The sequence below is a fragment of the Streptomyces sp. NPDC048604 genome, from assembly GCF_043199435.1.
GTDB lineage: Bacteria > Actinomycetota > Actinomycetes > Streptomycetales > Streptomycetaceae > Streptomyces.
This window is the reverse complement of record NZ_JBICVX010000001.1, coordinates 80,954-102,699: the sequence shown is the minus strand read 5'-3', so window position 1 is coordinate 102,699 and position 21,746 is coordinate 80,954. Positions and strand designations below refer to the sequence as shown.

Below are 21,746 nucleotides of genomic sequence, written 5' to 3'. Positions count from 1 at the left end.
CGGCGTCACCATCCGATCACCGGGGGTGACGGGGTGCCGGCGGCCTGACCACGGGCCAGCGCCGTCAGTTGGGCGGAGGGGCGCAGCCCCAGCTCCATGCCGAGGAGTCTGCGGAACCACTCGTAGTGACGAACCGCGTCGACGCTGTTGCCTTCGGACACGTGTACGGCGATGACGGCCCTGCTGGCGCTCTCCCGCAACGGTTCGAGGCGTACGGCCTCGAAGGCCAGTTCCAGGGCCTCCGCGTGGCGGCCCTGTACGGCCATCCGATGAGCACCCGCCTCCAGCCCGTGCAGCCGGAGCTGGCGGGTGTGCTCCTGTTCGAGGATCACCCACTCGTCGCACCACCCCGGCAGCAGCTCCCCACCGATGAGCAACCAGGCGTATCCGTCGTCCTCCACGGGGGGTGACTGCGCCTCGGCGGATGGCCGCAGTATCCGCCTGACGCGGGCGGTGAGCTCGCGGTGGTCGACGACCGCGTCCGGCGCCAGGGCGACGTGTGTCCCGCGGGCGATCACCAGACCGGGCACCGTCCGGTTCACCCGCCACACGGCTGTCCGAAGGCTGGCCTGCGACTTCTCGCCAGCAGCCCCGGGCCATAGGGCGGCCGCGGCGACCGACCGGCTGGCGCCTATCCGTAGCGCGAGATAGGCGACGAGCCGCTGCCCGCTGGGTGGGACGGCGACTGTGCGGTCGCCGTGCTGCACTGCGAATCCGTCCAGCAGCCGGATGGCGACGGCGCATGGGGGGACCCTGCTCGATACAGACATGGACGTCCTCACGCTGGGTGACGAGCAAGAAGTTGATCGCAAGGTAGCCCAGTGACGCCAGGATCGATCAAGTCTGCGTGCGCGCTGTGGTCACAAGGGAAGGTCGACGTACGGGCATGACCCGCCCAAAGACGTTCAGGATGCCCGCCCGTGGTTCGACGTACCGGGTGAACGACCTCCGAGGGGCCACGTTGACGCTTCCCGAACCGCCCCGGAGGCACGGGGCCGGCGATGCCGGCAGAAGGGAGTAGCCGTGCGCTTGGTCCTCCTGATTACGATCAGGATGTGACGACGTTGTTCCTGACGATCGGCCTGCCCGGGGCCGGAAAGACCACGAGGGCTCGGCAACTCGCCGAGGAGCACAGCGCCCTGCGGCTGACGCCGGACGAGTGGATGCTTCCGCTGTTCGGCGCGCCGGAGGCGGATGGGAAGCGCGACGTGCTGGAAGGGCGGCTCCTCTGGCTCGCTCTTGAGGCACTGAAGCTTCGAACCAACGTGGTCCTGGATTTCGGATGCTGGTCCCGTGACGAGAGGTCCGCAATCCGCTGGCTGGTGGAGTCTGTGGGAGCAGCCTGCCGCCTTCAGTACGTTCCGGTGGACCATGAGACCCAACGTGCTCGAATCGCCCATCGCCAGTCGGCCACCCCGGATCAGACCTTCCCGATGAGCGAAGCGGACCTCGTGCACTGGCGGACGCTCTTCGAGGAGCCCGACGCCGCCGAACTCGGGGGGCACGAGATCGGAGATCCGCCTCCTGGATGGTCGGGATGGCTGGAGTGGGCTGCTGATCGGTGGCCGTCGCTCGCGTGATGCCAGGCATGCCGAGCCGAGGCTGGATCTTGCACTTGTGCCGTCCTTCACGTTCACGATGCGGATGGCGTGGAATGCGATCCGGCGGCCGTGGCGGGTACGCCCTGGAACTCCCCGACATGGGTGGCCTCGACGCGAAAGCGGATGGTCGGCGTCGCGTCCCTCGACGACGTCCTCCTCATACATCTCCAGGTCCCGCCGGGGCTTGACCATGTTCTTCTCGTAATGGGTCAGCGCGACGCCGAACCACTTTGTGAGGTCGCGAGGGCGGCGCGGCGCTCTTGACGATTCCCTGATGCTCAACGGGGATCCGCGGGGGCTCCGGACGGTGTCATCTTCGTTGTTCAGCTCACCTCTCGGGGAAGGGCGGTTGCCGTGGAAGGCGCCGTAGCAGGATTCGTCGTTGCCGTGGTCTGCGTACTCGTGGTGCTGCGCAGCGGGATGCGTGTGGTCAATCAGGTGGAGCGGGGTGTGGTCTTCCGGCTCGGCAGGGCGCTGCCCGGTCACCGGCAACCGGGGATCACCTTCCTCATTCCGTTCGCCGACCGGATGCGCAAGGTGAACGTCCAGATCGTCACGCTGCCGATCCCGACGCAGGAGGGCATCACACGTGACAACGTGTCGGTGAAGGTCGACGCCGTCGTCTACTTCCGGGTCGTCGACCCCGTCCGGGCCGCGATCGAGGTCCAGGACTACGTCTTCGCCGTCGGCCAGGTCGCACAGTCCTCGCTCCGGTCGATCATCGGCAAGAGCGATCTGGACGACCTGCTGTCCGACCGTGAACGGCTGCACGAGGGACTGGCGTTGATGATCGACAGCCCGGCGGCCGGCTGGGGCGTCCACATCGACCGGGTCGAGATCAAGGACGTCCAACTTCCGGAGTCGCTCAAGCGGTCGATGTCCCGCCAGGCGGAGGCGGAGCGGGAACGGCGGGCACGGGTGATCACGGCCGACGGCGAGTTCCAGGCCGCGCAGCAGCTGGCCAACGCGTCGCGGATCATGGCCGACACCCCGGAGGCCATGCAACTGCGGCTGCTGCAGACGGTCGTCGAGGTCGCTGCGGAGAAGAACTCCACACTCGTGATGCCGTTCCCGGTCGAGCTGCTCCGCTACTTCGACCGGGCCGCGCGGAAGCTCGGGACCGAAGTGGAAGCCCCGAATGCCGGGCCGGCAACCGGCGGTGTGCCCGCGGCCCGGAACGAGACCGTGCCCGACCGGCACGCCGGCTAGCGAGTCACTCCGCTCTTGGCGGTTGCCTCGCGTGACGCCGCCCCGGGCTCGGTGCCGGGGGGCTTCAGGAGGCGGGGCGCCCAGGTGGCCGGGAGGGCCAGGAGGGCGGCGGTCATGGCGGTCAGGGGGACGTGGTCCAGGCCGTGAGCGGTCAGGGTCCAGCCGCCGACGGCGGCGCCGGCCGCGATGCCGGCGTTGACGGCGGAGGCGCCGAGCGTCGCGGCCAGGGTCTGGAGCGGGTGACCCTGGTGGACGACAGCACCGGCGCGGTCACCGAGGAGCAGGCCCGGTTCGTCTTCACGTTCATCGGGGCACGCCCCCGCACCGACTGGCTGGCCGGAGTCGTGGAGCGCGACGGCCACGGCTTCGTCCTGACCGGCCCCGACCTGCTGCGCGCGGACGAACCCCCGGCCTCCTGGCCCCTGGACCGGCCCCCGTTCCTCCTGGAGACCAGCGTCCCCGGCGTCTTCGCGGCCGGGGACGCGCGGGCCGACTCCATCAAACGCGTGGCGTCGGGTGCGGGCGAGGGCGCCATGGCGGTCGCCCTCATCCACCGCTACCGGGCGTCGGCGGGAGAGTGACCGGACGGGTCCGGCGGTGACGCCGGCGGCCGGACCGCGGGACCGATCGACTCAGCCGCCGCTCTTGCGCCGGAACGACCGCTGGCTCGCCGCCGGGCCGTGCGCCGCGCGCACCTTCGACGCATCCGGGTTGGCGGCGACGTCGGCCGCGTCCGCCTGCGCACCGCGCTTGCGCGCCAGGGCCTCACGGAACTTGCGCTTGAGGTCGTAGTTGCCGTCCTGGTCCGGCGCCACAGGGGACGTCTCGGGCTCAGCCGGCTCCGAACCTTCCGAAGTTACGGGCTCTGCAGTCATGGTGACCTCCTGGGTTCGGGATGGGCCAGCACAGCTTGTCATGCCGGGCGCAGTGCAAGGCGCCGGCGACATCCTGCTCTCTGTTTCGCCCGGTTCCCTCGCGGCCGAAGGCGATCACTTCGCAGTGGGGGCAACGGCTCTCAGCCGTTGCGACGCACGAGGGTGACCACCCTGCCGGACTCACCGGCAGGCGGCAGCGCCTGCTCGGTCCAGATCGTCTTGCCGCACAGGGATGGCGAACCGGGCGGCCCGACGAGGAAGCCTGCCGGGCCCGCCCGGGCGGGATCCGCCGGCGCCGTCCAACTGGCCGCCCGGGGTACGGTCTTCATGTGATCTACCTGATTGGCGGGCCGCCCCGGGTGGGCAAGAGCACCCTTGCGTGGATGCTGCTGGAGCGAGAGGGCCTCCCGGGATGCCCGACCGACGCTCTGGTGTCGATGCTGCAGCGGGCTGCTCCCGAGCACGGCGTGCGGCACGGTACGCATCCCGACAAGGCAGCGGTCGCCCAGCCGTTCCTCATCGAGTTCATCCGTGCCTCTGCAGAGGCTCTCGACGACTCCGATCCCCAGGACGGCTACGTGGTCGAGGGCGACATCGTCACACCGGCGGCGGCCACGGCCGCCGCCCGTCTCGGGATACCACTGACCTCCGTCTTCCTCGGAAACACGCAGCTGACCCCCGAACACCTGCGGGCCGCCCCGGACTGGCTCGAGGGAGCCGATGACACCACCTACCGGGAGATCGCCGGGTGGGTCAGGGAGCGGAGCACGGCCCTGCGCGAAGCGTGTACGGCCAGTGGGCACGCCTACGTCGAACTGGGGACCGGCTACGCGCAGGGCATCGAGCGGGCCTATTCGACGTTGCTGGCGAGGGCCTGACCGTCCGGCGTCACCGGCTCGGTTCGCGTCGCGCGACAGACGCTCCGGCTCGTGCGCGGCCGTCCGGCAGAGAACACCGCCCTCTCCGACCGCTGCGGGGTGAGCCGGAAACCGGTACACCCCGCAGCGGGTTCGAGCACGGACCAGGAGCGGGTCAGGGAACGGTGACGATGAGCACCTGACCGTGGGCGGACAGGTGCTGTCCGTCCTTCATGGCGGCGACCCAGCTGGTGAGAGCGTATCGGCCCCGGGCGAGGGGCATCCCGACGACCGCGCTCCGGCCCGGGGAGAGCGGTGGCGTGCCCAGCTGCGCGGCGAGGTCGAAGGGCTCGGGCCTGGTCCGCCTGTCCTGGAAGTACGCCTGGATGTCGGCCTCGGTGACGGAGTCGTCCGTGAGGGGGTACACCGCGAGCTCGTCGACCTGTCCGCGCATCGCGTTCACATAGCGCAGGGGACGGTCCCGGTGCATCCGTCCCTCCAGGACGAAGCGCGGGCCTCGCTCCGTGTCGACGGCGGTGACGGTGGCGGACGGACGCGGGCGTCCGGCCCCTCCGTCGTCCGCCGCATGGACGAGGAGCGGACTGACGTACTCTGCGCCGGGGAGGGGGTCGCGTCCGATGTACGGCCCCTCGAAGTCCTTGTACTCCAGGACGAGATACCGGCCGGGCGGCAGCCACACGGTGAAGGACGACTGCGAACCGCGCACCGCCATGGCACCGCCGAACAGCTCGGCGTCGGCCATCAGATCCCTGGACGCCTGAATGACCTCCTCCGAGCTCTCCTTCTCGAAGACGTCGCGCAGGTGCCTGCGGAAGGCGGCCTCGCCGACGCCACGGCGGAGTCGGGCGATGCCGACGATGCCGGTACGGGTACTGGTCGTCCGCACCCGGAAGGTCACCGCACCGGCGGCCGCGGTCGCCGGCGCGGTGAACCCGTCCTCGCCGGTGACGATGTCGAGCGGCTTCGGCCGCCGCGGCGGCGAACCGGCGCCGATGAGCGCGACGACTCCCGTCGCCGTTGCGGCGGTCAGAAGACCGCGCCTGGTCCACTTGCTCATGATCTGCTCCTTTGCTTGCTGGGGCATCGGATGGTCATGCGACTCGTACGGGTCGGCGCTAGGTTCAGGGCCGGCCGTGCTGCGGCGTTCCGGGAGTTCATCGGGCCGGTCAGGCGAACGGGACGCCCACCAGGTGGTACTGGAGCAGCATGCTCGCCATGGTGACCGCGGCCGCCGCTGTGAGGGTGAACAGGATGCGGCCGGTGACGTTCCACCAGCTGCGGAGCCAGGCCGCGATCGCTCCCGCCGTCACGCCCAGTGTCAACGCCACGAGTGCCGTTCCCAGCGTCGTCACGATGGTGAGCAACGGTGATCCCAGCGGCACCGCTTCCATCATCGCGTTGCTGTCCGAGACGACCGCGGCGAGTACGGCCGTGAACGCGGCGGCGATCAGCCCGGTCGCCGAGGCCGTAGCGCGTGCGGCCCGTGGTGCGGGAGGGTGCGGGGTGCGGCCGCGGAGCCGCCGTACCAGGGCGGTTGCGGGACAGGCGATCGCGGCGAGCACGAGAATGGCCGTACTGGTACCGATCAGTCCCAAGTGCAGGGCCGAAGATTGATGCCATGTCAGCTTCTCGTAGGCGGTCGACGGCACCGCCGACGAGACGAGCACGCCGCCCTCGGCGAAGGCCAGCGTCGCGCGGTCTCCGCCGCGCTCTTGGAACAGGCCGTCGCCGAGTGCGAGCCAGCTCTGTTCGGGCCGGTCGGGGTCGAGCGAGAGCCCGGTGGTGCGCAGGCCGCTCTCGCCGTCCTTCCGGACGGTGACACTCGCGACCAGGCCCTCCACCGCCATGAGGCCGGTGCGGCTGACCCGGGCCGCGCGGTAGGTGCCGGTGTAGGCGTCGAGGGACGGATCGGTCGCGGCGCCCGGGGCTGCGGATGCGGGTTCGTCCGGGACGAGGGCGTCCACGATCCGGTTGATCAGGTCCTTGCCGTCCCAGGAGGCACGCCCGTCCGTGCCGTCGCCGTTGAAGACGACGAAGACGCCCACGTCGTGGCCGGGGATGAGCAGTAGGTTGGAGTGGAAGCCGGGGAGGTCGCCGTCCTTGAACCAGCCGGTGCGCCCACCGCGTCGCCACTCCTCGAATCCGTAGCCGAGGCCGGGCATGCGGGGGTCCTGCCGGTAGTGCACCCGCTGCATGAGGCGGTTCGCCGCTGTGTCGTCGGTGAGCTGCCCGGTCATCCAGCGGCCCATGTCGGCGGCGGTGCTGACGGCACCGGGCCCGGTCGGGCTCCACGCGCCGTACTGGCCCTCGTCCTCCGTCCAGCCGGACGTACCGCTGGGGCGGTAGCCGCGGGCGAGGCCGGCGGCGATCGGGGCCGGCTGCGGCTGGGCGAAGGTGGAACGCGTCATGCCCAGGGGCCGCAGAATGTGCTCGGCGACATAGGTGGGGAAGGGCTGACCGGAGACATCGGCGACGAGTTGGCCCGCGAGCGCGTAGCCGTAGTTGTCGTAGGCGGCGACCGTCCCCGGGGCGCGGACCCGGGGCGGACGGCGCGTCACGAGGCTTTCGGCGAGCGGTTCGACGTCCTTCGCAGCGGTCTTGTTGCGGCCGACGAGGTCACTGTCGAAGCCCGCGGTGTGGGTGAGCAGTCGGTCCAGGGTGACGGGGCGTCCTGGGTACGTGTCGGGGACGGTGACCGCACGGAGGTGGTCGTTGACGTCAGCCTTCGGGTCGATCTCTCCCTCGGCGACGAGCTGGGAGGCGGCCTGTGCCGTGAACAGCTTGGCGAGCGAGCCGAGGAAGAAGCAGGTGCGGTGCGGGTCGACCTGCGTCCGGGTGCGGACGTCGGCGACGCCATAGCCCTTGGTCAGGACGGTCCGGCCGCCGGCTACGACGGTGACGGCCGCGCCGGGGATACGGTCGTCCGCCAGGTAGTCGGCGACGGCGGCGTCGACGAGCGAGTCGAGACGGGGCGGAGCGGCCGCGTGAGCGGGGGCCGCGACGGAGAGCAGCGCGGCGGAGGTGACGGTGATCGTGATCGTGGCGGCCATCGTGGCGAGGGTCCGTATCGACGTCGTACGCATACGTCGACGATCTCGTTCGGGGCCGGCCGGCGGCAGTGCGAGGCGCATCGGCCCGATGTGTATTTCACATGGGTGGGGCGGGTGCGGTGCACGGGCCGCCGTCTAACGTGACGTCATGGACGGGTGGGGCTGGGCATTTCGGCGCGGGCGGGGAATCGGACCCAGGAGCGCCGAGCCGGGAGTCGGGGCCGCCGAGAGCCCGCCGGGCGAGGCGACCGGCGGCCCGGCCCTGGAGGGCCGCGCCTTGGGATCCGGCCCCTTCACCGATGCCGCGACCGCTGCCGGTACCGCTACGGATGCCGACGCCGGTCCGACGCCGGCGGTCGTATCGGTCATCCTCGTCGTCGTCATCCTCGGCTTCGCCTTCGAGCCCGGTGTCGTCGTGCCGCGCCCGGCCGCCGTGCCGATGGTCCTGCTCCAGTTGGCCACCTCCCTGCCTTCGACGCGGCGGCTGCGCGGGGCCTGGACCCTCGCCGCGCAGATCCTGCTCACGCCCTGGTCCGGGCTGCCCGGTTTCCTCGGCGCATCCGTGCTGCTGGTCGTCGAACGGCCGGTCCGATGGGCTCTGTTCACCGTCGTCGTGCTGGCGGCGGGGCTGCTCGCAGCTGGTGACGGCAGCGTCCATTCCGTTCTCAACGGCATCGGTAACGCCCTCGCCCACGGATTGATCATTTATGCGTTGACCCGGCTCACCGACCTCTACACCGAACTCCGCGCCACGCGTGGCGCACTGGCCGGGGCCCGGGTCGCGGCCGAGCGGGAACGCGCCGGGCGTGACCTGGACGCGGCCCTGGGAGCGGCCCTGGCGGAGATCACCCGGCTGGCCGGGCAAGGTACGCGAGCGGCGCGGGAACTCGTGACGGTCGCGCGGGCGGCATCGGAGAACGTGCGCGCCGCGCCGCCCGCACAGTCGGCCGACGGAACGGACGTGCCTTCGGGTGCCCTGGCGCCCCGGCTCGTGTGGCCGATCGTGGTCGCCACCCACGTCGAGTATCTGATCGTGGGCCTGGCGTTCCTGCTCGGTGCCGGGGTGCCGGGTGGGCGGGTTTTCGGGTACGCGGCCGTATTGGGGGCCGTGGTCGGACTGCAGGCGTTCCACTCCCTGCCGCGTCCGCCGGGTGTGCGTCCGCCCTACGTGGCGTGGACTCTGGGTGTGCAGCTCACCCTCGCCCTGGGCATGCTGGCCGTTCCGGACGGGCCGTACCCTCAGCTGGTGGGTTTCGCGGCCGCCTCGGTGCTGATCGTCCTTCCCGGGCGCCTCGCCTGGCCGGCGGCCGGGGCGCTGACCGCGGTGGCAGCGGGCGTGATGCTGCTGCGGCCGGACGGGCCCGGGGCTCATGGCACCGTGCTCCTCCTGCTGGACATCGTGGTGATCGCTTCGGTCTTCTACGGCCTTGCCCTGCTCACCGGCCTCGTCCACCAGGTGCGGGAGGCCCGCGGAGCGCTGGCGGCGCTGGCCGTGGCGCGGGAGCGCCGACGCATCGCCCGGGACGTCCACGACCTGCTGGGCTACGGGCTGTCGGCGATCGCTCTCAAGGGTGAGCTGGCGGTCCGCGACCCTGACCGGGAGCGGGCCGATCGACATCTCGCCGATGCGGCGGCGCTGGCGGACCGGGCTCTTGCGGACCTCCGGGCGATCCCGCGGGAAGGCTTGGAGATCTCTCTGGCCGAGGAAGTGGCCTCCGCCCGGGAAGTACTGGCCGCAGCGGGCGTCGCCGTGCAGTTGCGGGGCGAGGCGGACGTGGAGGGGATGGCGGAGGCACTGTTCGCCACGGTGCTGCGCGAGGCGGTGACGAACGTGCTGCGACACGCGGCGGGAGCGCGCCGGTGCGAAGTGGATCTCGGCCCCGGGCTGCTGCGGGTGGCGGACGACGGCCGTGTGGTTCCCCTGCTGTCACGGGGCAAAGGCGGCCGATCGGGTACGGGCGGCAACGGACTGAGGAATCTGTGTGAGCGCGCGTCCGCACTCGGCGGGGTCCTGGAGGCCGGACCGGCCCCGCACGGCCGCGGCTACGTCCTGACCGTCCGTCTGGAATCGGCTCCCGCCTCCGTCACCGGGTGACTCCGTGTCACCCCAACCAACCGTGCTCGCGGGCGATCCGCACCGCGTCGAGCCGGTTGCGGGCATCGAGCTTGGTGACGGCCGCACCGAGATAGTTCCGTACGGTGCCCTGCGTGAGGTGCAACTCGCGGGCGATCGAGTCTAGTTCGGTGCCGGCGGCCGCCAGCCGCAGCACATCGGTCTCGCGTGGGGTGAGCGGGTTCACCTTGGCGGTGAGGGCCGCAGCGGCCAGTCGTGGATCGATGACGTGCTCCCCTGCCGCCACGCTGCGGATCGCGGCGGCAAGCTGATCCGGCTGGGCGTCCTTGAGCATGAACCCGCCCACCCGGGCGGCGAGTGCCGACCTCAGCGCCTCGGGTCGGCCCAACGCGGTGAGGATCAGGGTCCGGCATTCGGGTAGCGCGGCTCCGAGGTCGCGGGCGGCGGAGAGTCCGTCGGCGCCGGGCATGTCCAGGTCGAGCACTGCGACGGTGGGGTGGTGGGCGAGGGCGGCGGGGACGACGGCGTCCCCACGGGCCACCTCGGCCACGACCTCCATGTCGGGCTCCAGGCCCAGCAGGGCGGCCAGCGCCCCACGGATCATGTGCATGTCCTCGGCCAGCAGAATGCGGATCACAGTCCCTCCCGGAGGATCGTAACGGTCAGCGGCGGAAGGGCTCGGCCCGCTCGGATCTCCGTGGTCGCCGCAACGCCCGCTCCGGGGCCTTCCCCGAGTTGTCCTCGGGGAAGGCCCCGGCTTTCACTCGGAACCTACGGTTGGTCCGTGACCCGGGCTTGGAGAGCCACCATGCGGCGGCCCACTCGGCGGTGCCGTTCTGGGTCGAGGGTCCAGGTGGTGCCGCGCCCGTCTGGCTCTCAGCCGTTGCGGCGCACGAGGGCCGCCTTGCGGGCCTCGGCGAGCTTGCGGGCCTCGCCGGCCTTCCGCGACTTGCCGGCGCCGCGGGAGGTGTCCTTGCTGGTGCCGAGGCCGCGGAAAGGAGCGTTGACGTTCTTGGGCCGGGGGACGGCGGGCCCGCCGTCGAGCGGGGTGCCGGAGGGAGCCTTGGCGCCGGTGATCCGGCTCAGTTCCGCCTCGCCCGAGCGCACCTTGGTGACGGTCGGCTCGATGCCGGCCTCGGCCATCATCCGGCTCGTCTCGCGGCGCTGGCCCGAGAGCACGAGCGTGACCACGCGGCCGGACTCACCGGCGCGGGCTGTACGGCCGGCCCGGTGCACGTAGTCCTTGGGGTCGGTGGGCGGGTCGACGTTGACCACGAGATCGAGGTCGTCGACGTGCAGGCCGCGGGCCGCGACGTTGGTCGCCACCAGAACGGTGATCTGGCCCTGCTTGAACTGCGCCAGGGTCCGTGTGCGCTGGGGCTGGGACTTGCCGCTGTGCAGGGCGCCGGCGTGCACCCCACTGGCCCGCAGATGCCGGGTGAGCTGGTCGACGGCGTGCTTGGTGTCGAGGAACAGCAGGACGCGGCCGTCGCGGGCGGCGATCTCCGTGGTGACGGCGTAGCGGTCGGGCCCGTGGACGACGAGAACGTGGTGCTCCATCGTCGCGACCGTGCCCGCGGACGGGTCGACCGAGTGGACGACGGGGTCGTGGAGGTAGCGGTGGACCAGCTGATCGACGTCGCCGTCAAGGGTGGCCGAGAAGAGCATCCGCTGACCGTCGGGGTGCACCTGGTCGAGCGCGTCGGCGACCTGCGGCAGAAATCCCAGGTCGCACATCTGGTCGGCCTCGTCGAGGACGGTGATCCTGACCCGTCCCAGGCGGCAGGCGTTGCGCTCGATCAGGTCGTGCAGGCGTCCGGGGGTGGCGACGACCACCTCGGCTCCCTCGCGCAGCGCGGCGACCTGCCGGCCGATCGACATGCCGCCGACGACCGTGGCCATCCGCAGCCGCAAGGCCTCGGCGTACGGCGCCAGCGCCTGGGCGACCTGCTGGGCCAGCTCCCGGGTGGGTACGAGGATCAGGGCGAGGGGCTGCTTCGGTTCGGCGCGCCGCCCGGCCGTACGTGTCAGCAGCGGCAGGCCGAAGGCGAGTGTCTTGCCCGACCCGGTGCGCCCGCGGCCCAGGACGTCGCGGCCCTTCAGGGCATCGGGCAGTGTGGCGGCCTGGATCGGAAAGGGTTCGCGCACCCCGAGTCCGCTCAGTGTCCGCAGCACCTCGACCGGCAGTTCCAGGCCGGCGAAGGAGACGGCCGGGGGCAGCGCCGGAGTCGTGGGGTGCTTCATGAACAGCCTTCCGCAGGGGGAACGTACCGAGGAAGGCCCGGCAGGATCGAACAGTCCACGTACCAGCTGAACCGAACGGACAGAATCGCCCACCGCGACGACCACGCAAACGGGTCACACTAACACAAGTCTGTGTCCCCCGGACGAGTCACCCGGGGGACACAGGGATGCGATCACACACGGTGGGCACCGACGAGCGCAGCGCTCAGGTGCCTACCTCAGACGTGTCGCTCAGGGCGCGTTCTGAGCCACGGCGAGACGGTCCACCCAGCCTCCGAACGAATCCCAGCCCGACCAGCCGTTGTTCGGCGCCGTCTGCCACATGTGCCACACCGCTTGATCCGCCCCGCGGGCGAAGACCTCCAGCCGACCGTCGGCGTTCCGGCTCACCTCCAGATCGTCGATCCAACCGCCCAGGGACTCCCAGCCCGACCAGCCGTTGTTCGGCGCCGTCTGCCACATGTGCCACAGCGCCTGGTCCGCCCCGCGGGCGAAGACCTCCAGCCGACCGTCGGCATTGCGGCCGACCTCCAGATCGTCGATCCAACCGCCCAGAGACTCCCAGCCCGACCAGCCACCACCCGGCGAGGTCTGCCACTTGTGCCACAGCGCCTGGTCCCCCCCGCGGGCGAAGACCTCCAGCCGGCCGTCGGCATTGCGGCCGACCTCCAGATCGTCGATCCAACCGCCCAGGGACTCCCAGCCCGACCAGCCGCCGTTCGGTGCGGTCTGCCACATGTGCCACACCGCTCCGTCGGCCCCACGCGCGAAGATCTCCAGCCGGCCGTCGATGTTCTGGCCGACCTTGAGGTGGTCGATCCAGCCGCCCAGGGACTGCCAGCCGGACCAGCCGTTGTTCGGCGCGGTCTGCCACATGTGCCACACCGCTCCGTCGGCCCCACGCGCGAAGATCTCCAGCCGGCCGTCGGCGTTGCGCGCCGTCGAGATCATGTCGATCCAGCCGCCCAGCGACTGCCAGCCCGACCAGCCGTTGTTCGGGGCGGTCTGCCACATGTGCCACAGCGCCTGGTCCGCCCCGCGGGCGAAGATCTCCAGCCGTCCGGCCGCCTGCCCGGCGGCCTCCTGCACCGCGGCACCGGCGTTGAGGAAGGTGCCGACGTCCTTGCCGGGGTCCGGCGTGACAGCGGTCCCGGTCGCGTTGAGCATCTGCCGCACCTCGGCGTGGCTGAGCCCGGGGTTCGCGGACAGCATCAGCGCGGCGACGCCGGCGACCTTCGGAGTCGCACCGGAGGTGCCGCCGAAGCCGTTGCGGTACGCGGCGTCGGCGCTGCTGTCGCAGGTCACGTCATGGTCGGAGTCACCGGGTGCGCACACGACGATCCGGGAGCCGTAGTTGCTGAACCACGCACGCTTGTTGACCGCAGCGTCATAGGCCGTGGCGCCGACCAGGATGGAACCCGTCTCGCGGATCGGCTTGCCGTCGTCGCCGATGCCCGCGTCCCGGTCGCCGTTGCCCGCCGCCACACAGACGACCACGCCTTCGGCGATCGCCGTCCTGATGGCCGCGTTGACCGACGGCACGTACTCGTAGTTCCCGTACGCCCCGGTCTGGACCTCGAGGATCACGACCTTGCGCCGGCCGCCGCTGTCGGTGGTGCGCACCCAGTCGATGCCCCGGGCCCAGGGGTTGCCCCCGAGGACCGGACCGGGCCCCGAATCCGCCCGCACCGCCCAGAGTGTGGAGTCGTACGCGACGCCCGCCATGCCGGCCTGGTTGACCGCCGCACCGGCCAGCCCCATGACGGCGGTCCCGTGGGACACGTCACCGCCGGTGACGTTGGTGCTGCCGTCGAAGGAGTTGAACGTCTTGGCGATGCGCGCGGCGAGGTCGTTGTGCGAGGTCCGGTAGCCCCAGTCGACGTCGGCGATCACCACTCCGCCGCCGGTGGCGCTACCCCACGCCTGGTTCACGCCACAGCGGAAGATGTACCACTGGTTCTCCAGGCCGGTGGCGGTGTCCACGACCACGGTCCCGCCCGTACCGACCAGCGGTTCCGCCAAGGGAGGCGCCGGGGCGAGCGTCGACACGCCTGCGGGACGTTCCGCCGTGACGCTCGGCGGCAGGGCCATGGGGACGGCGATCGCCCGCTCCACCTCGGGCAGCCCGTCCAGCCGCTGCGCGATCGCGACCGTGTCCGCTTCGTCGGCGAAGTGCAGGGTGACGAACCGCGCCAGGTTGGGCGTGTCGTAGCCTCGCGTGGCCGCGCTCGCCTGGAGCGAGGTCGCTTCCTGCGGTGTGATCAGGAAGGTCGACTCGGCTTTGACGAGGTTGTTGTCCGCCAGGATGCGGTTGAACGCGTCGAGCGGCCCTTCGTTGAGACTGCGTACCTCAGGGGGCGCGCCGTCCGGGGGTTCCGTGACAGCCGGGGTGACGCTCTCACGGAACTCCACCTCCACGACGCCCGGCTCGTACGACGGACCGCTCGGAAGGGTGCCGCCGGGCCCGCCGAAACGAGACGCCGGGGAGTCGGCGCCGTTCGGGAACGGGGTGGGGTCGCCGCCGTACGGGCCCCTGCCGCCCTGCGGAGACCGTCCTGCCGGGTCCGACCCGCCGGCCATGCCGGCGAGCGGCATCGGCATGCCGCCGCCGGTGGGCGTGGACATGGACGGTGTGTCCATTCCCGGCATCGGCATACCACCGGGTGCGCCGGTCGCCGACACCGACTTCGTATCGGGTGTCGGCATCTGCCCGGCTGCGGGACTCCCGGATGCGCTCCGCATCCCGGGGTTCGGCATCTCGCCGGGCCTCCCCGACGTGGGCCCGGCGCCCGCGGCGGGAGCCCCCGGTACGGGCATGCCCGATGCCTTGCCCGAGTCCTTCGCGTACCGGTTGCCGTCGGGTCGATGGCCGTGATGCGACATGGGTCCTCCAGAGGAACGACACCCCGTCGACCGGGGTGACCTTGGCTGGTTGGGTTTGGGTGTGACATGCGCGGGACGGTCCCGTGGGCGCTCGGCGAAGCCGCGGGGCTGCAGATAGGCGGTCCTCTCACACGCCGGACGGCGCCGAGCTCATAGGCCGGTCCATAGGCACCCAGAGTGCTCATCAGCACACAAATCGACACTACCTGTGACGGGCCGACCCCGCTCATGCACGCGGTCGTCGGGATGAAAAACGCCGGGCGAGGGGCGGCCTCGGACCCCACCGGGCGCTCTGGCTCCAGGGTGGGGACGGCCTCGGGTCACGCCGACCGGGCTCAGTCCGTGTCGCCACCGCCGACGCCGAGGGCCTGGATGTCGATCATGCCGTAGGCCTGGCTGACGTACACATTGGTGAGGCGGGGGTTGCGGTAGTTGAGGGATCTCACGGCGGCGACCGGGAGGTAGTGGGCGCCGTCGGCGAGTCGGTGGTTGAGGGTGCGGTAGAGCTTCGCCACCTTCTCGGGGTCGGTCTCCGCCGTCGCCTGGTCGAACAGGGCGTTGATCGCCCGGTCGTCGACCTGGGCCTTGTTGACGTTTCCGGTCGGGAGGATCTGGCGGCCGTCGGCCAGCGGCTGCAGGAAGCTGGATCCGTGGGGGAAGTCGGAGCTCCAGCCGGTCATGATGAGGCCGTAGCCCTTGTTCTTCGCCTGACTGGGGTTGCCGGCGGTGTCGGAGTACATCCTGGCCTCCACCTGCTCGATCTCGACCTGGATGCCCACGGCCTTGAGGGCATGCTGGAGCGCCGCGGCAGAGTCCGCCTCCTTGGGCCTGTCGCGTACGACGAGCTTGGTGGTGAAACCGTTCGGGCGTCCGCAGGCGGCGAGTTCCTCCTTGGCCTTCGCGAGCCGGGGCTTGCCCTTGGCGAGGTCGAACGGGTCGTAGGCATCGCTGCCCGGCATGGTCGGGGGCAGCATGTTGCCGCGGCGGCCGCCCGCGGTCGGACCGCCGTGCGCGGTCTGGAGGGCGTTGGTGTCGGCCGCGTACAGGACGGCCTTGCGGCAGTGCGCGTTGTCGAAGGGCGCCGTGCGGGACACCATCGCGACCGCTCGGACGACGCCCGTGAACGGGGCGTCCGCGTGGGCCTTCAGCTTCGGGTCGGCCAGGAACTTGACGGACGCGGCCTGGGACAGGCCGACCTGTGACGCGTCCAGGTCGGCGTTGCCTGCCATGAGGTCCGTGGCCACCTGCTCGGAGGAGGCGGAGACGGTCAGCTCGATGCGGTCGGGCAGCGCCTTGCGCACCGGGTCGGTCGCCTGGTCCCAGTGGGTGTTGCGCACCAGGACCAGCGACTTGCCCGGGCTGTACGAGTCGAACCGGTACGGCCCCGACGCGACCGGCTTCGAGCCGTAACGGGCGCCGGTGTCCTGGTACTTGGGCACGGGCGCGGTCGCGCCCATGGCCAGCAGGTACGGGAACCGCGAGTCGGGCGCGGCGAGACGGAAGACGAGTGTCCGCTTGTCCGGCGTCTTGATCGACTTCAGACCGGGGCCAACGGTGTCCTTGTACGGGCCCCGGTAGTTCTGCCCCTGGTCAAGGAGCTCCATGAAGTAGGTGGGTCCGCCGGTGACGACGTCCTCCGCGAAGGTCCGCTGGATCGCGTACTTGACGTCCTGGGAGGTGATGGCGGTGCCGTCCTCGAACTTCAGCCCGGACTTGATCCTGACGGTGTACGTCTTCCCGTCGGGCGACACCTCGGGCTGCGCCTCGGCCAGGTCCGGGACGAGCCCGAGGCCCTTCGCGCCGGGCTTGGCGTCGTAGGTGAGCAGCGTGCGGCTGTAGAGCCGCTGTATGTTCCAGGCCCAGCCGTAGTAGGCGCGGGCCGGGTCCCAGGAGTCGGCGTCCGTGGCGGTCGCGAGGCGGAGCGTGCCGCCCTTCTTCGAGGAGGAGTTGACCACCTTGCCGACGGCGGCGTCGAAGCCGGCGGCGGACGACGAGCCCGAACCTCCGCCTTTGGTACCGGTGTTGTCGTCTTTGTCCTTCGCAAGGTTGACGGCGAGGGTGATGCCGCCGCCGACCAGCGCCACCGCGACGGCGATCGCGACGATGCGGCGAGCCCGGGCCCGGCCGCCCGGACGGGCGGCGGGAAGGCCGGGGGTGGTGGCCCACGGGGAGACGATGACCGGCCCCCCACCGAGCTGCTGCGGGGGCGTCGGCGGCAGCGGCAGCGGCGGGGCCGGCGTAGTCGGTGCCGGCGCGCTCGGGGCCGGCGTCATGGCGGGCGCGGCCGGGGCAGGCGCGGCCGGGGCAGGCGCGGCCGGGGGCGTGGCCGATGTGACGGCTCTGGTCGGGGCCGGGGCCGACGCACTCGGCACCGGCGCGGGCTTCTTGGTCAGGGCGTCCTGGGGGGCGGCCGGCGTGGGGGCCGAGCCGACGCCGCCGCCCTGCGCGCCGGCGTCCTCGGCGCCGTCCGCACCGCCCGGCGCGTCCGCCGGCGCGGGATCGGTACCGGCCGGGCGGGTGACCGCCCGGGCCACCGCCTCCGGCAGCCAGGCGGTCTCCTCGGGCAGTCCGCCCCCGTAGGTCTGTCCACCGGTCTCGCCGAGCAACCGGGCGAACTCCGCCAGGAGTTCCGTCACCGTGGGCCGCGCGCCGGGATCCTTGTCGAGACACCGGGCGACGAAGTCGGTGTCGGCGGGCAGCCCTTGGAGGTCGGGCGCCTCGTACACGGCCCGGAAGTTCACCGAGTGCGGCAATCCGATGCCGAACGGCGGCGCGCCCGTCGCGGCGAAGGCGAGGACCGCACCGAGCGAGAAGACATCGCTGGCGGAGCTGACCTGATGTCCGGTCACCTGCTCCGGCGACATGAAGCCCGGCGTGCCGATCACCATGCCGGTCTGGGTGAGGACGCTCGCCTCCGTGGCGATGGAGATGCCGAAGTCGATGACCCGCGGACCGTCGGCGGCGATCAGCACGTTCGACGGCTTCAGGTCCCGGTGGATCAGCCCCGTGGCGTGAATGGCCTCCAGCGCCTCGACCAGGCCGGCGCCCAGGACGAGTAACGACCTCCGGGGCCACGCCCCGTGGGTACGGATCGCCGCGTCGAGCGGCAGGCCGGGGACGTACGCGGTGGCGAGCCAGGCGGGGGAACCCTCGGGGTCGGCGTCGACGACCGCCGCGGTGAAGAACCCGGTCACCCGTCGGGCCGCCTCGACCTCGCGGGCGAACCGGCGCCGGAAGTCAGGGTCCTCGGCGAGTTCGGCGCGCACCACCTTCACGGCGACCATGCGGCCACTGGTGGAACGGCCCAGATACACCCGGCCCATGCCGCCCGCGCCGAGGCGCGCGAGGATCCGGTAGCGCCCCACCTGCCGCGGGTCTGCGGCGCCCAGCTCTTCCAACGTCCCCCCAGCCGATGGTCCCGCCTTGGTGATCCCGGGTCGGGGGATCGTCCGGGACGATTACATCAGACCCCGGCGCCCCGCAGGTTGTGGCCCGCCCGCCGACGCGGACAGGGCGAAGGCCCCGAGCGCGGTCGCTCGGGGCCCCTCGCCCGGTGGGCGACGATGCCGCGTGACCGGAAGGCCCTTCGGGGCTGCCTACGGCGCGATCTCGAACGCGGGCGGCTGAAGGCCCGCGAGACACGATCGGTCGGGCGCGGTCGGCGTGTTGAAGAACGAGCGGGTGATCGTCTGTGCGCACGGCGAGTCGGCGAAGACCACGTGGGCGACGTAGGGGACCGTGACGGGGGTGGACCGGCTCAGCGTGCGGGCGGCGTACGGGCCGCTGCTCGGCGCGGTCTGGGCGTCGAACCCGCCGGACAGGACGAGGGTCGGGATGTCGCTGACCGTCACGTCACGGATCGAGGGCGGCGCGGCGGGGATGTCCCAGGCACGGCAGTCCGCGTGCATCCAGCTGAGAAGCGGAGCGTTGGCCAGCACCGAGCGGGGGAACGACGGGAACAGACGCCGCCCTGCCCGGATCACGTCCTCCTCACTCTCGAACGGTGTCCACTCGCTGCAGAAGACGCCGAAGACGAGCCCGTGCGAGACCCTCCCGATGGCCTGCGGGCTGTACTTCCCGCCCGCGTACTGCTCGGCGATCCGCTGCGGGTTGCCGTGGGCCAACTCGTCGATGGAGCGCGGTACTCCGGCCGCGAGATGGCTGGCGAAGGTCAGCCAGTTCACCAGCAGTCCGCCGTCCAGCACGACCTTCACCGGCTCCGGCTGGCCTGGAATCGTGACGGTGGTGGTCATCGGTTCGGCTTCGAGCTCCACCACGAGGCGCTCGAAGGTGGCCTTGAGGTTCGGATAGCGGGTGTTGCAGGCGGGCTGGTCCTCGCACGCCTTGAAGATGCCGTCGAAGCCTTCCCGCGCGGCCTGCCAGGTCACGGCCCCGCCGGCCAGGGACGGCGGCAGGACGCCGTCGATGCCGACCGACCGGATGCCCTTCGGGTGCAGACGCATGTACTGGAGGGCCAGGTCGGTGCCGTAGGAGATGCCGAACACGTTCCACTGCTCGATGCCCAGCGCCTTGCGCAGGGCGTCGTAGTCGGCGGAGCTCTCGGTGCCGTTGTAGGCGCTGAGGTCGGCCCCCCGGCTCACCAGCTGGTCGCGGCACTTCCGCGTCTCCTCGACGTGCAGCCGCCCGGTGGACGGCGCGCCGAAGACGAGGTCGAGGGAGTCCGCGGCGAACTCGTCGATGTTCCGGCAGGTGAGTTCCGGGTCGGCCGAGTACGTCCCGCGCTGGGACATGAAGATGACGTCGCGGTCGCTGTTCAGGCCGCCGGCGAGTGCCATCGGGATCTCGGAGACCGCGTCGTCGCCGGGCCCGCCGGCCAGCCACACGATCGGGTCGGGCGCCGGTCTGCCGTTGGCCGCGGGGATGATCGCGACGGCGAGGGTGATCTTCTTTCGCCCGCCTTTGTGCCCGGAACGCTTCTCGGGAACGGTGAGCGTTCCGCAGTAGGCGCGCTCCAGGTCGGGGATCGGGTCCGCCGTCCGCGGGCAGGGGCCCGGCTCGAAGCGGGCGTCGCCCGCCGTCCGGGCGACCGTGCCGAGCGGCGCTCCGGCGCCGGACTCGGCGTGTGCGGGCAGCGCGGCCAGGCCGACGACGAGAGCGCCGGCCGTGGCGCCGGCCAGCATGGCCGGGAGCCGGCGCGAGGCGCGCCGGGGGCGGGGTGGGCTGAGGGACATCATGTGCTCTCCGGCTCAGGGGTGATGGTGAACGGTTTCGGCGTGAGTCCTGCCACGCACCCGGTGTCGGGCGCGGTCGGACGCGCGAGGAAGGAGGCCAGGACGCTTTGCGCGCAGGGCGACTGCGGGACCACGAAGTGGCCGATCCCGGGAATCAGGACGGCGGTCGAGCGGGGCAGCGTGCGGCCCGCGTACGGCCCCCAGCTCGCTCCGGTCTTCGCGTCGAACGTGCCGGTGATGATGAGCGTGGGCACGTCGCTGAAGGTGGCCACCCGCTGGATCGCGGTGCGGTCGGGGACGTTCCAGACACGGCACAGGTCGTACTGGAAGGGAAGCTGCGGCGCATGGGCCAGGACCGTGTCCGGCCATCCGGGGAACGCCCGGCGCCCCGCGTCCAGAAGGTCGGACTCCGAATAGCCCGGCGCCCACTCGCTGCACACCACCGAATGCGTCAGACCGAGGGCCTGGGGGATGGCGGGCAGCGTCGCGCCGCCGGCCTGTACCCGCGCCAGGCGTTCCGGATTGCCGCGGGCGAGTTCGTCGAGCGCCGCGGGCACGTCGACGGCCGGTAGCGCGCTGCCGTTGGCGACCAGCAGGTTCACCAGCGTGCCCCCGTCGAGGACGACCTTCACCGGGTCCCCTCCCCCGGGCGGCGGCACCGTCAGCGTCAGCGGGTTCGCCTCCAGTCGCCGGACCTGTTCCGTCAGCGTGCGCGGGAGGTCCGGGTAGCGGGCTTTGCAGCTCGGCTGGGCCTCGCACGCCGCGAAGATCGCGTTGATCCCCTCCTGCGCGCTGTCCCAGGCCCACGGCAGGCTCACGATCTGCGGAGGCACGACCGAGTCGATCGCCACCGTACGGATCCCCTCGGGGTGCCGGCGCAGGTAGGTGAGTGCCAGGTCGGTGCCGTAGGAGTAGCCGTACACGTTCCACTGCGTGATGCCCAGCGCCTTGCGCAGGTCGGCGAAGTCCGCGGCGTTCTCGGTGGTGTTGTAGTCGCTCAGCCGGACTCCGTCGGCCGTCAGACGGTCTCGGCACTCCTTCGCGGCGCGCACCAGGAGCCGCCCGGTCGAGGGCGCGTCGTAGGGCAGCCCCACGGCGGCCGCGTTGAACCGGTCGATCTCCGGGCAGGTCAGGTACGGCTGTGAGTAGGGCCCGCCGCGCTGGGTCATGACGATCAGGTCGCGATCCCGGTTCACGCCGGAATCGATCAGGAAGGGGATCGCCCCGATCGCGTCGCCGCCGGGACCCCCCTCCATGAACACCACCGGGTCCTGGGCCGGCGTCGTCGACGTGGCCGGGATGATCGCGACGGTCAGCTTGATGGTCCGCTTGCCACGGTGGGTCCGGCTCTCGGGCACCTCCAGGACCCCGCACCGTCCGGGGATCGGGTCGGGCGCTTCCGGGCAGGGGCCGGGTGTGAACCGCGCGGGATCTCCCGGATGGGGCCCGGTGGGCGGGGGCGACACCGCACTGCTCGGTGTCGCAGCGACCGCCCCCAGGAGTGCCAGACCGGCCGCGGCGAGCGCCACCGCGGTGGACGACCGCCGGGAACGCCGCGATGTACTTCGTTCGGACCTGCCGCTCCCGCGAGCGAACGGCAGGCAGCTTTTACCGATGCCCTGTTCCGCCATGTGCTTCCGTCTTTCTGACGGCCTCGGCCGCGCCGAGACTGACGACGATGAGGTGCGGCTGCGCCGGTCCCCGAACGCGTCGGGCGGCAGCCACCGCACACGCCAGCCT

At 71.7% G+C, this 21,746-nt stretch carries 15 protein-coding genes and 1 pseudogene; 5 read left to right on the top strand and 11 right to left on the bottom strand.

Annotated elements, in window-relative coordinates; all coding sequences use genetic code 11:
- Positions 1-5: 5 nt before the first annotated feature.
- Positions 6-542 carry a bacterial transcriptional activator domain-containing protein gene (locus ACGFMM_RS00415; protein WP_393641695.1) on the bottom strand — a complete coding sequence of 179 codons (537 nt, stop codon included), beginning with the start codon at positions 540-542 and terminating at the stop codon, positions 6-8.
- A gap of 513 nt (positions 543-1,055) precedes the next feature.
- Between ACGFMM_RS00415 and ACGFMM_RS00410 the strand changes: the two genes are divergently transcribed.
- From ACGFMM_RS00410 to ACGFMM_RS00400, 3 genes and pseudogenes are all read left to right on the top strand, one after another.
- Complete coding sequence (locus ACGFMM_RS00410; protein ID WP_393641693.1) at positions 1,056-1,580, top strand: AAA family ATPase; 525 nt, start codon at positions 1,056-1,058, stop codon at positions 1,578-1,580.
- A gap of 375 nt (positions 1,581-1,955) precedes the next feature.
- Complete coding sequence (locus tag ACGFMM_RS00405; RefSeq protein ID WP_393641692.1) at positions 1,956-2,810, top strand: slipin family protein; 855 nt, start codon at positions 1,956-1,958, stop codon at positions 2,808-2,810.
- Positions 2,811-3,022: 212 nt separating this feature from the next.
- Positions 3,023-3,391, top strand: a pseudogene (locus ACGFMM_RS00400) (NAD(P)/FAD-dependent oxidoreductase); the annotation flags it as partial.
- A gap of 51 nt (positions 3,392-3,442) precedes the next feature.
- Here the strand turns inward: ACGFMM_RS00400 and ACGFMM_RS00395 are convergent.
- Together ACGFMM_RS00395 and ACGFMM_RS00390 are read right to left on the bottom strand one after the other, a co-directional pair.
- On the bottom strand, positions 3,443-3,685 hold the full coding sequence (locus tag ACGFMM_RS00395; RefSeq protein ID WP_393641690.1) for a DUF5302 domain-containing protein: 243 nt from the start codon (positions 3,683-3,685) through the stop codon (positions 3,443-3,445).
- Between the two features lie 140 nt (positions 3,686-3,825).
- On the bottom strand, positions 3,826-4,014 hold the full coding sequence (locus ACGFMM_RS00390; RefSeq protein ID WP_393641688.1) for a hypothetical protein: 189 nt from the start codon (positions 4,012-4,014) through the stop codon (positions 3,826-3,828).
- Between ACGFMM_RS00390 and ACGFMM_RS00385 the strand changes: the two genes are divergently transcribed.
- A complete protein-coding gene (locus ACGFMM_RS00385) occupies positions 4,015-4,563 on the top strand; it encodes a hypothetical protein (protein WP_393641686.1) in 549 nt (182 codons plus the stop codon). It abuts the gene before it with no gap.
- A 154-nt stretch (positions 4,564-4,717) separates the two neighbouring features.
- Here ACGFMM_RS00385 and ACGFMM_RS00380 read toward each other — a convergent pair whose 3' ends face one another.
- Together ACGFMM_RS00380 and ACGFMM_RS00375 are read right to left on the bottom strand one after the other, a co-directional pair.
- Positions 4,718-5,620 carry a twin-arginine translocation signal domain-containing protein gene (locus ACGFMM_RS00380; RefSeq protein ID WP_393641684.1) on the bottom strand — a complete coding sequence of 301 codons (903 nt, stop codon included), beginning with the start codon at positions 5,618-5,620 and terminating at the stop codon, positions 4,718-4,720.
- A 109-nt stretch (positions 5,621-5,729) separates the two neighbouring features.
- On the bottom strand, positions 5,730-7,646 hold the full coding sequence (locus ACGFMM_RS00375; protein ID WP_393641682.1) for a serine hydrolase domain-containing protein: 1,917 nt from the start codon (positions 7,644-7,646) through the stop codon (positions 5,730-5,732).
- A gap of 244 nt (positions 7,647-7,890) precedes the next feature.
- Here ACGFMM_RS00375 and ACGFMM_RS00370 point away from each other — a divergent pair, with 244 nt between their 5' ends.
- A complete protein-coding gene (locus ACGFMM_RS00370) occupies positions 7,891-9,708 on the top strand; it encodes a sensor histidine kinase (RefSeq protein WP_393641680.1) in 1,818 nt (605 codons plus the stop codon).
- 7 nt (positions 9,709-9,715) lie between these two features.
- Here ACGFMM_RS00370 and ACGFMM_RS00365 read toward each other — a convergent pair whose 3' ends face one another.
- The 6 genes from ACGFMM_RS00365 to ACGFMM_RS00340 form a co-directional block, all read right to left on the bottom strand.
- Entirely contained in the window at positions 9,716-10,324 is a 609-nt protein-coding gene (locus ACGFMM_RS00365) for a DNA-binding response regulator (RefSeq protein WP_393641678.1), read from the bottom strand.
- Between the two features lie 239 nt (positions 10,325-10,563).
- Positions 10,564-11,931, bottom strand: coding sequence for a DEAD/DEAH box helicase (locus ACGFMM_RS00360; RefSeq protein ID WP_393641676.1), 1,368 nt, complete (start codon positions 11,929-11,931; stop codon positions 10,564-10,566).
- Between the two features lie 231 nt (positions 11,932-12,162).
- Positions 12,163-14,556, bottom strand: a complete 2,394-nt coding sequence (locus ACGFMM_RS00355) for a S8 family serine peptidase (RefSeq protein ID WP_393641674.1) — start codon at positions 14,554-14,556, stop codon at positions 12,163-12,165.
- 593 nt (positions 14,557-15,149) lie between these two features.
- Positions 15,150-18,212, bottom strand: a complete 3,063-nt coding sequence (locus tag ACGFMM_RS00350) for an ABC transporter substrate-binding protein (RefSeq protein ID WP_393641672.1) — start codon at positions 18,210-18,212, stop codon at positions 15,150-15,152.
- Positions 18,213-18,410: 198 nt separating this feature from the next.
- A complete protein-coding gene (locus ACGFMM_RS00345) occupies positions 18,411-20,009 on the bottom strand; it encodes an alpha/beta fold hydrolase (RefSeq protein WP_393641670.1) in 1,599 nt (532 codons plus the stop codon).
- Entirely contained in the window at positions 20,006-21,364 is a 1,359-nt protein-coding gene (locus ACGFMM_RS00340; RefSeq protein ID WP_393641668.1) for an alpha/beta fold hydrolase, read from the bottom strand. Before ACGFMM_RS00340 ends, ACGFMM_RS00345 begins: the two co-directional genes overlap by 4 nt.
- Positions 21,365-21,746 lie beyond the last annotated feature (382 nt).

Excerpts from the sequence above, each read along its gene's own strand:
- ACGFMM_RS00395 (WP_393641690.1), bottom strand. The coding sequence starts at position 3,685 with ATGACTGCAGAGCCCGTAACTTCGGAAGGTTCGGAGCCGGCTGAGCCC.
- ACGFMM_RS00390 (WP_393641688.1), bottom strand. The coding sequence starts at position 4,014 with ATGAAGACCGTACCCCGGGCGGCCAGTTGGACGGCGCCGGCGGATCCC.
- ACGFMM_RS00380 (WP_393641684.1), bottom strand. The coding sequence starts at position 5,620 with ATGAGCAAGTGGACCAGGCGCGGTCTTCTGACCGCCGCAACGGCGACG.
- ACGFMM_RS00375 (WP_393641682.1), bottom strand. The coding sequence starts at position 7,646 with ATGCGTACGACGTCGATACGGACCCTCGCCACGATGGCCGCCACGATC.
- ACGFMM_RS00360 (WP_393641676.1), bottom strand. The coding sequence starts at position 11,931 with ATGAAGCACCCCACGACTCCGGCGCTGCCCCCGGCCGTCTCCTTCGCC.
- ACGFMM_RS00355 (WP_393641674.1), bottom strand. The coding sequence starts at position 14,556 with ATGTCCACGCCCACCGGCGGCGGCATGCCGATGCCGCTCGCCGGCATG.
- ACGFMM_RS00345 (WP_393641670.1), bottom strand. The coding sequence starts at position 20,009 with ATGATGTCCCTCAGCCCACCCCGCCCCCGGCGCGCCTCGCGCCGGCTC.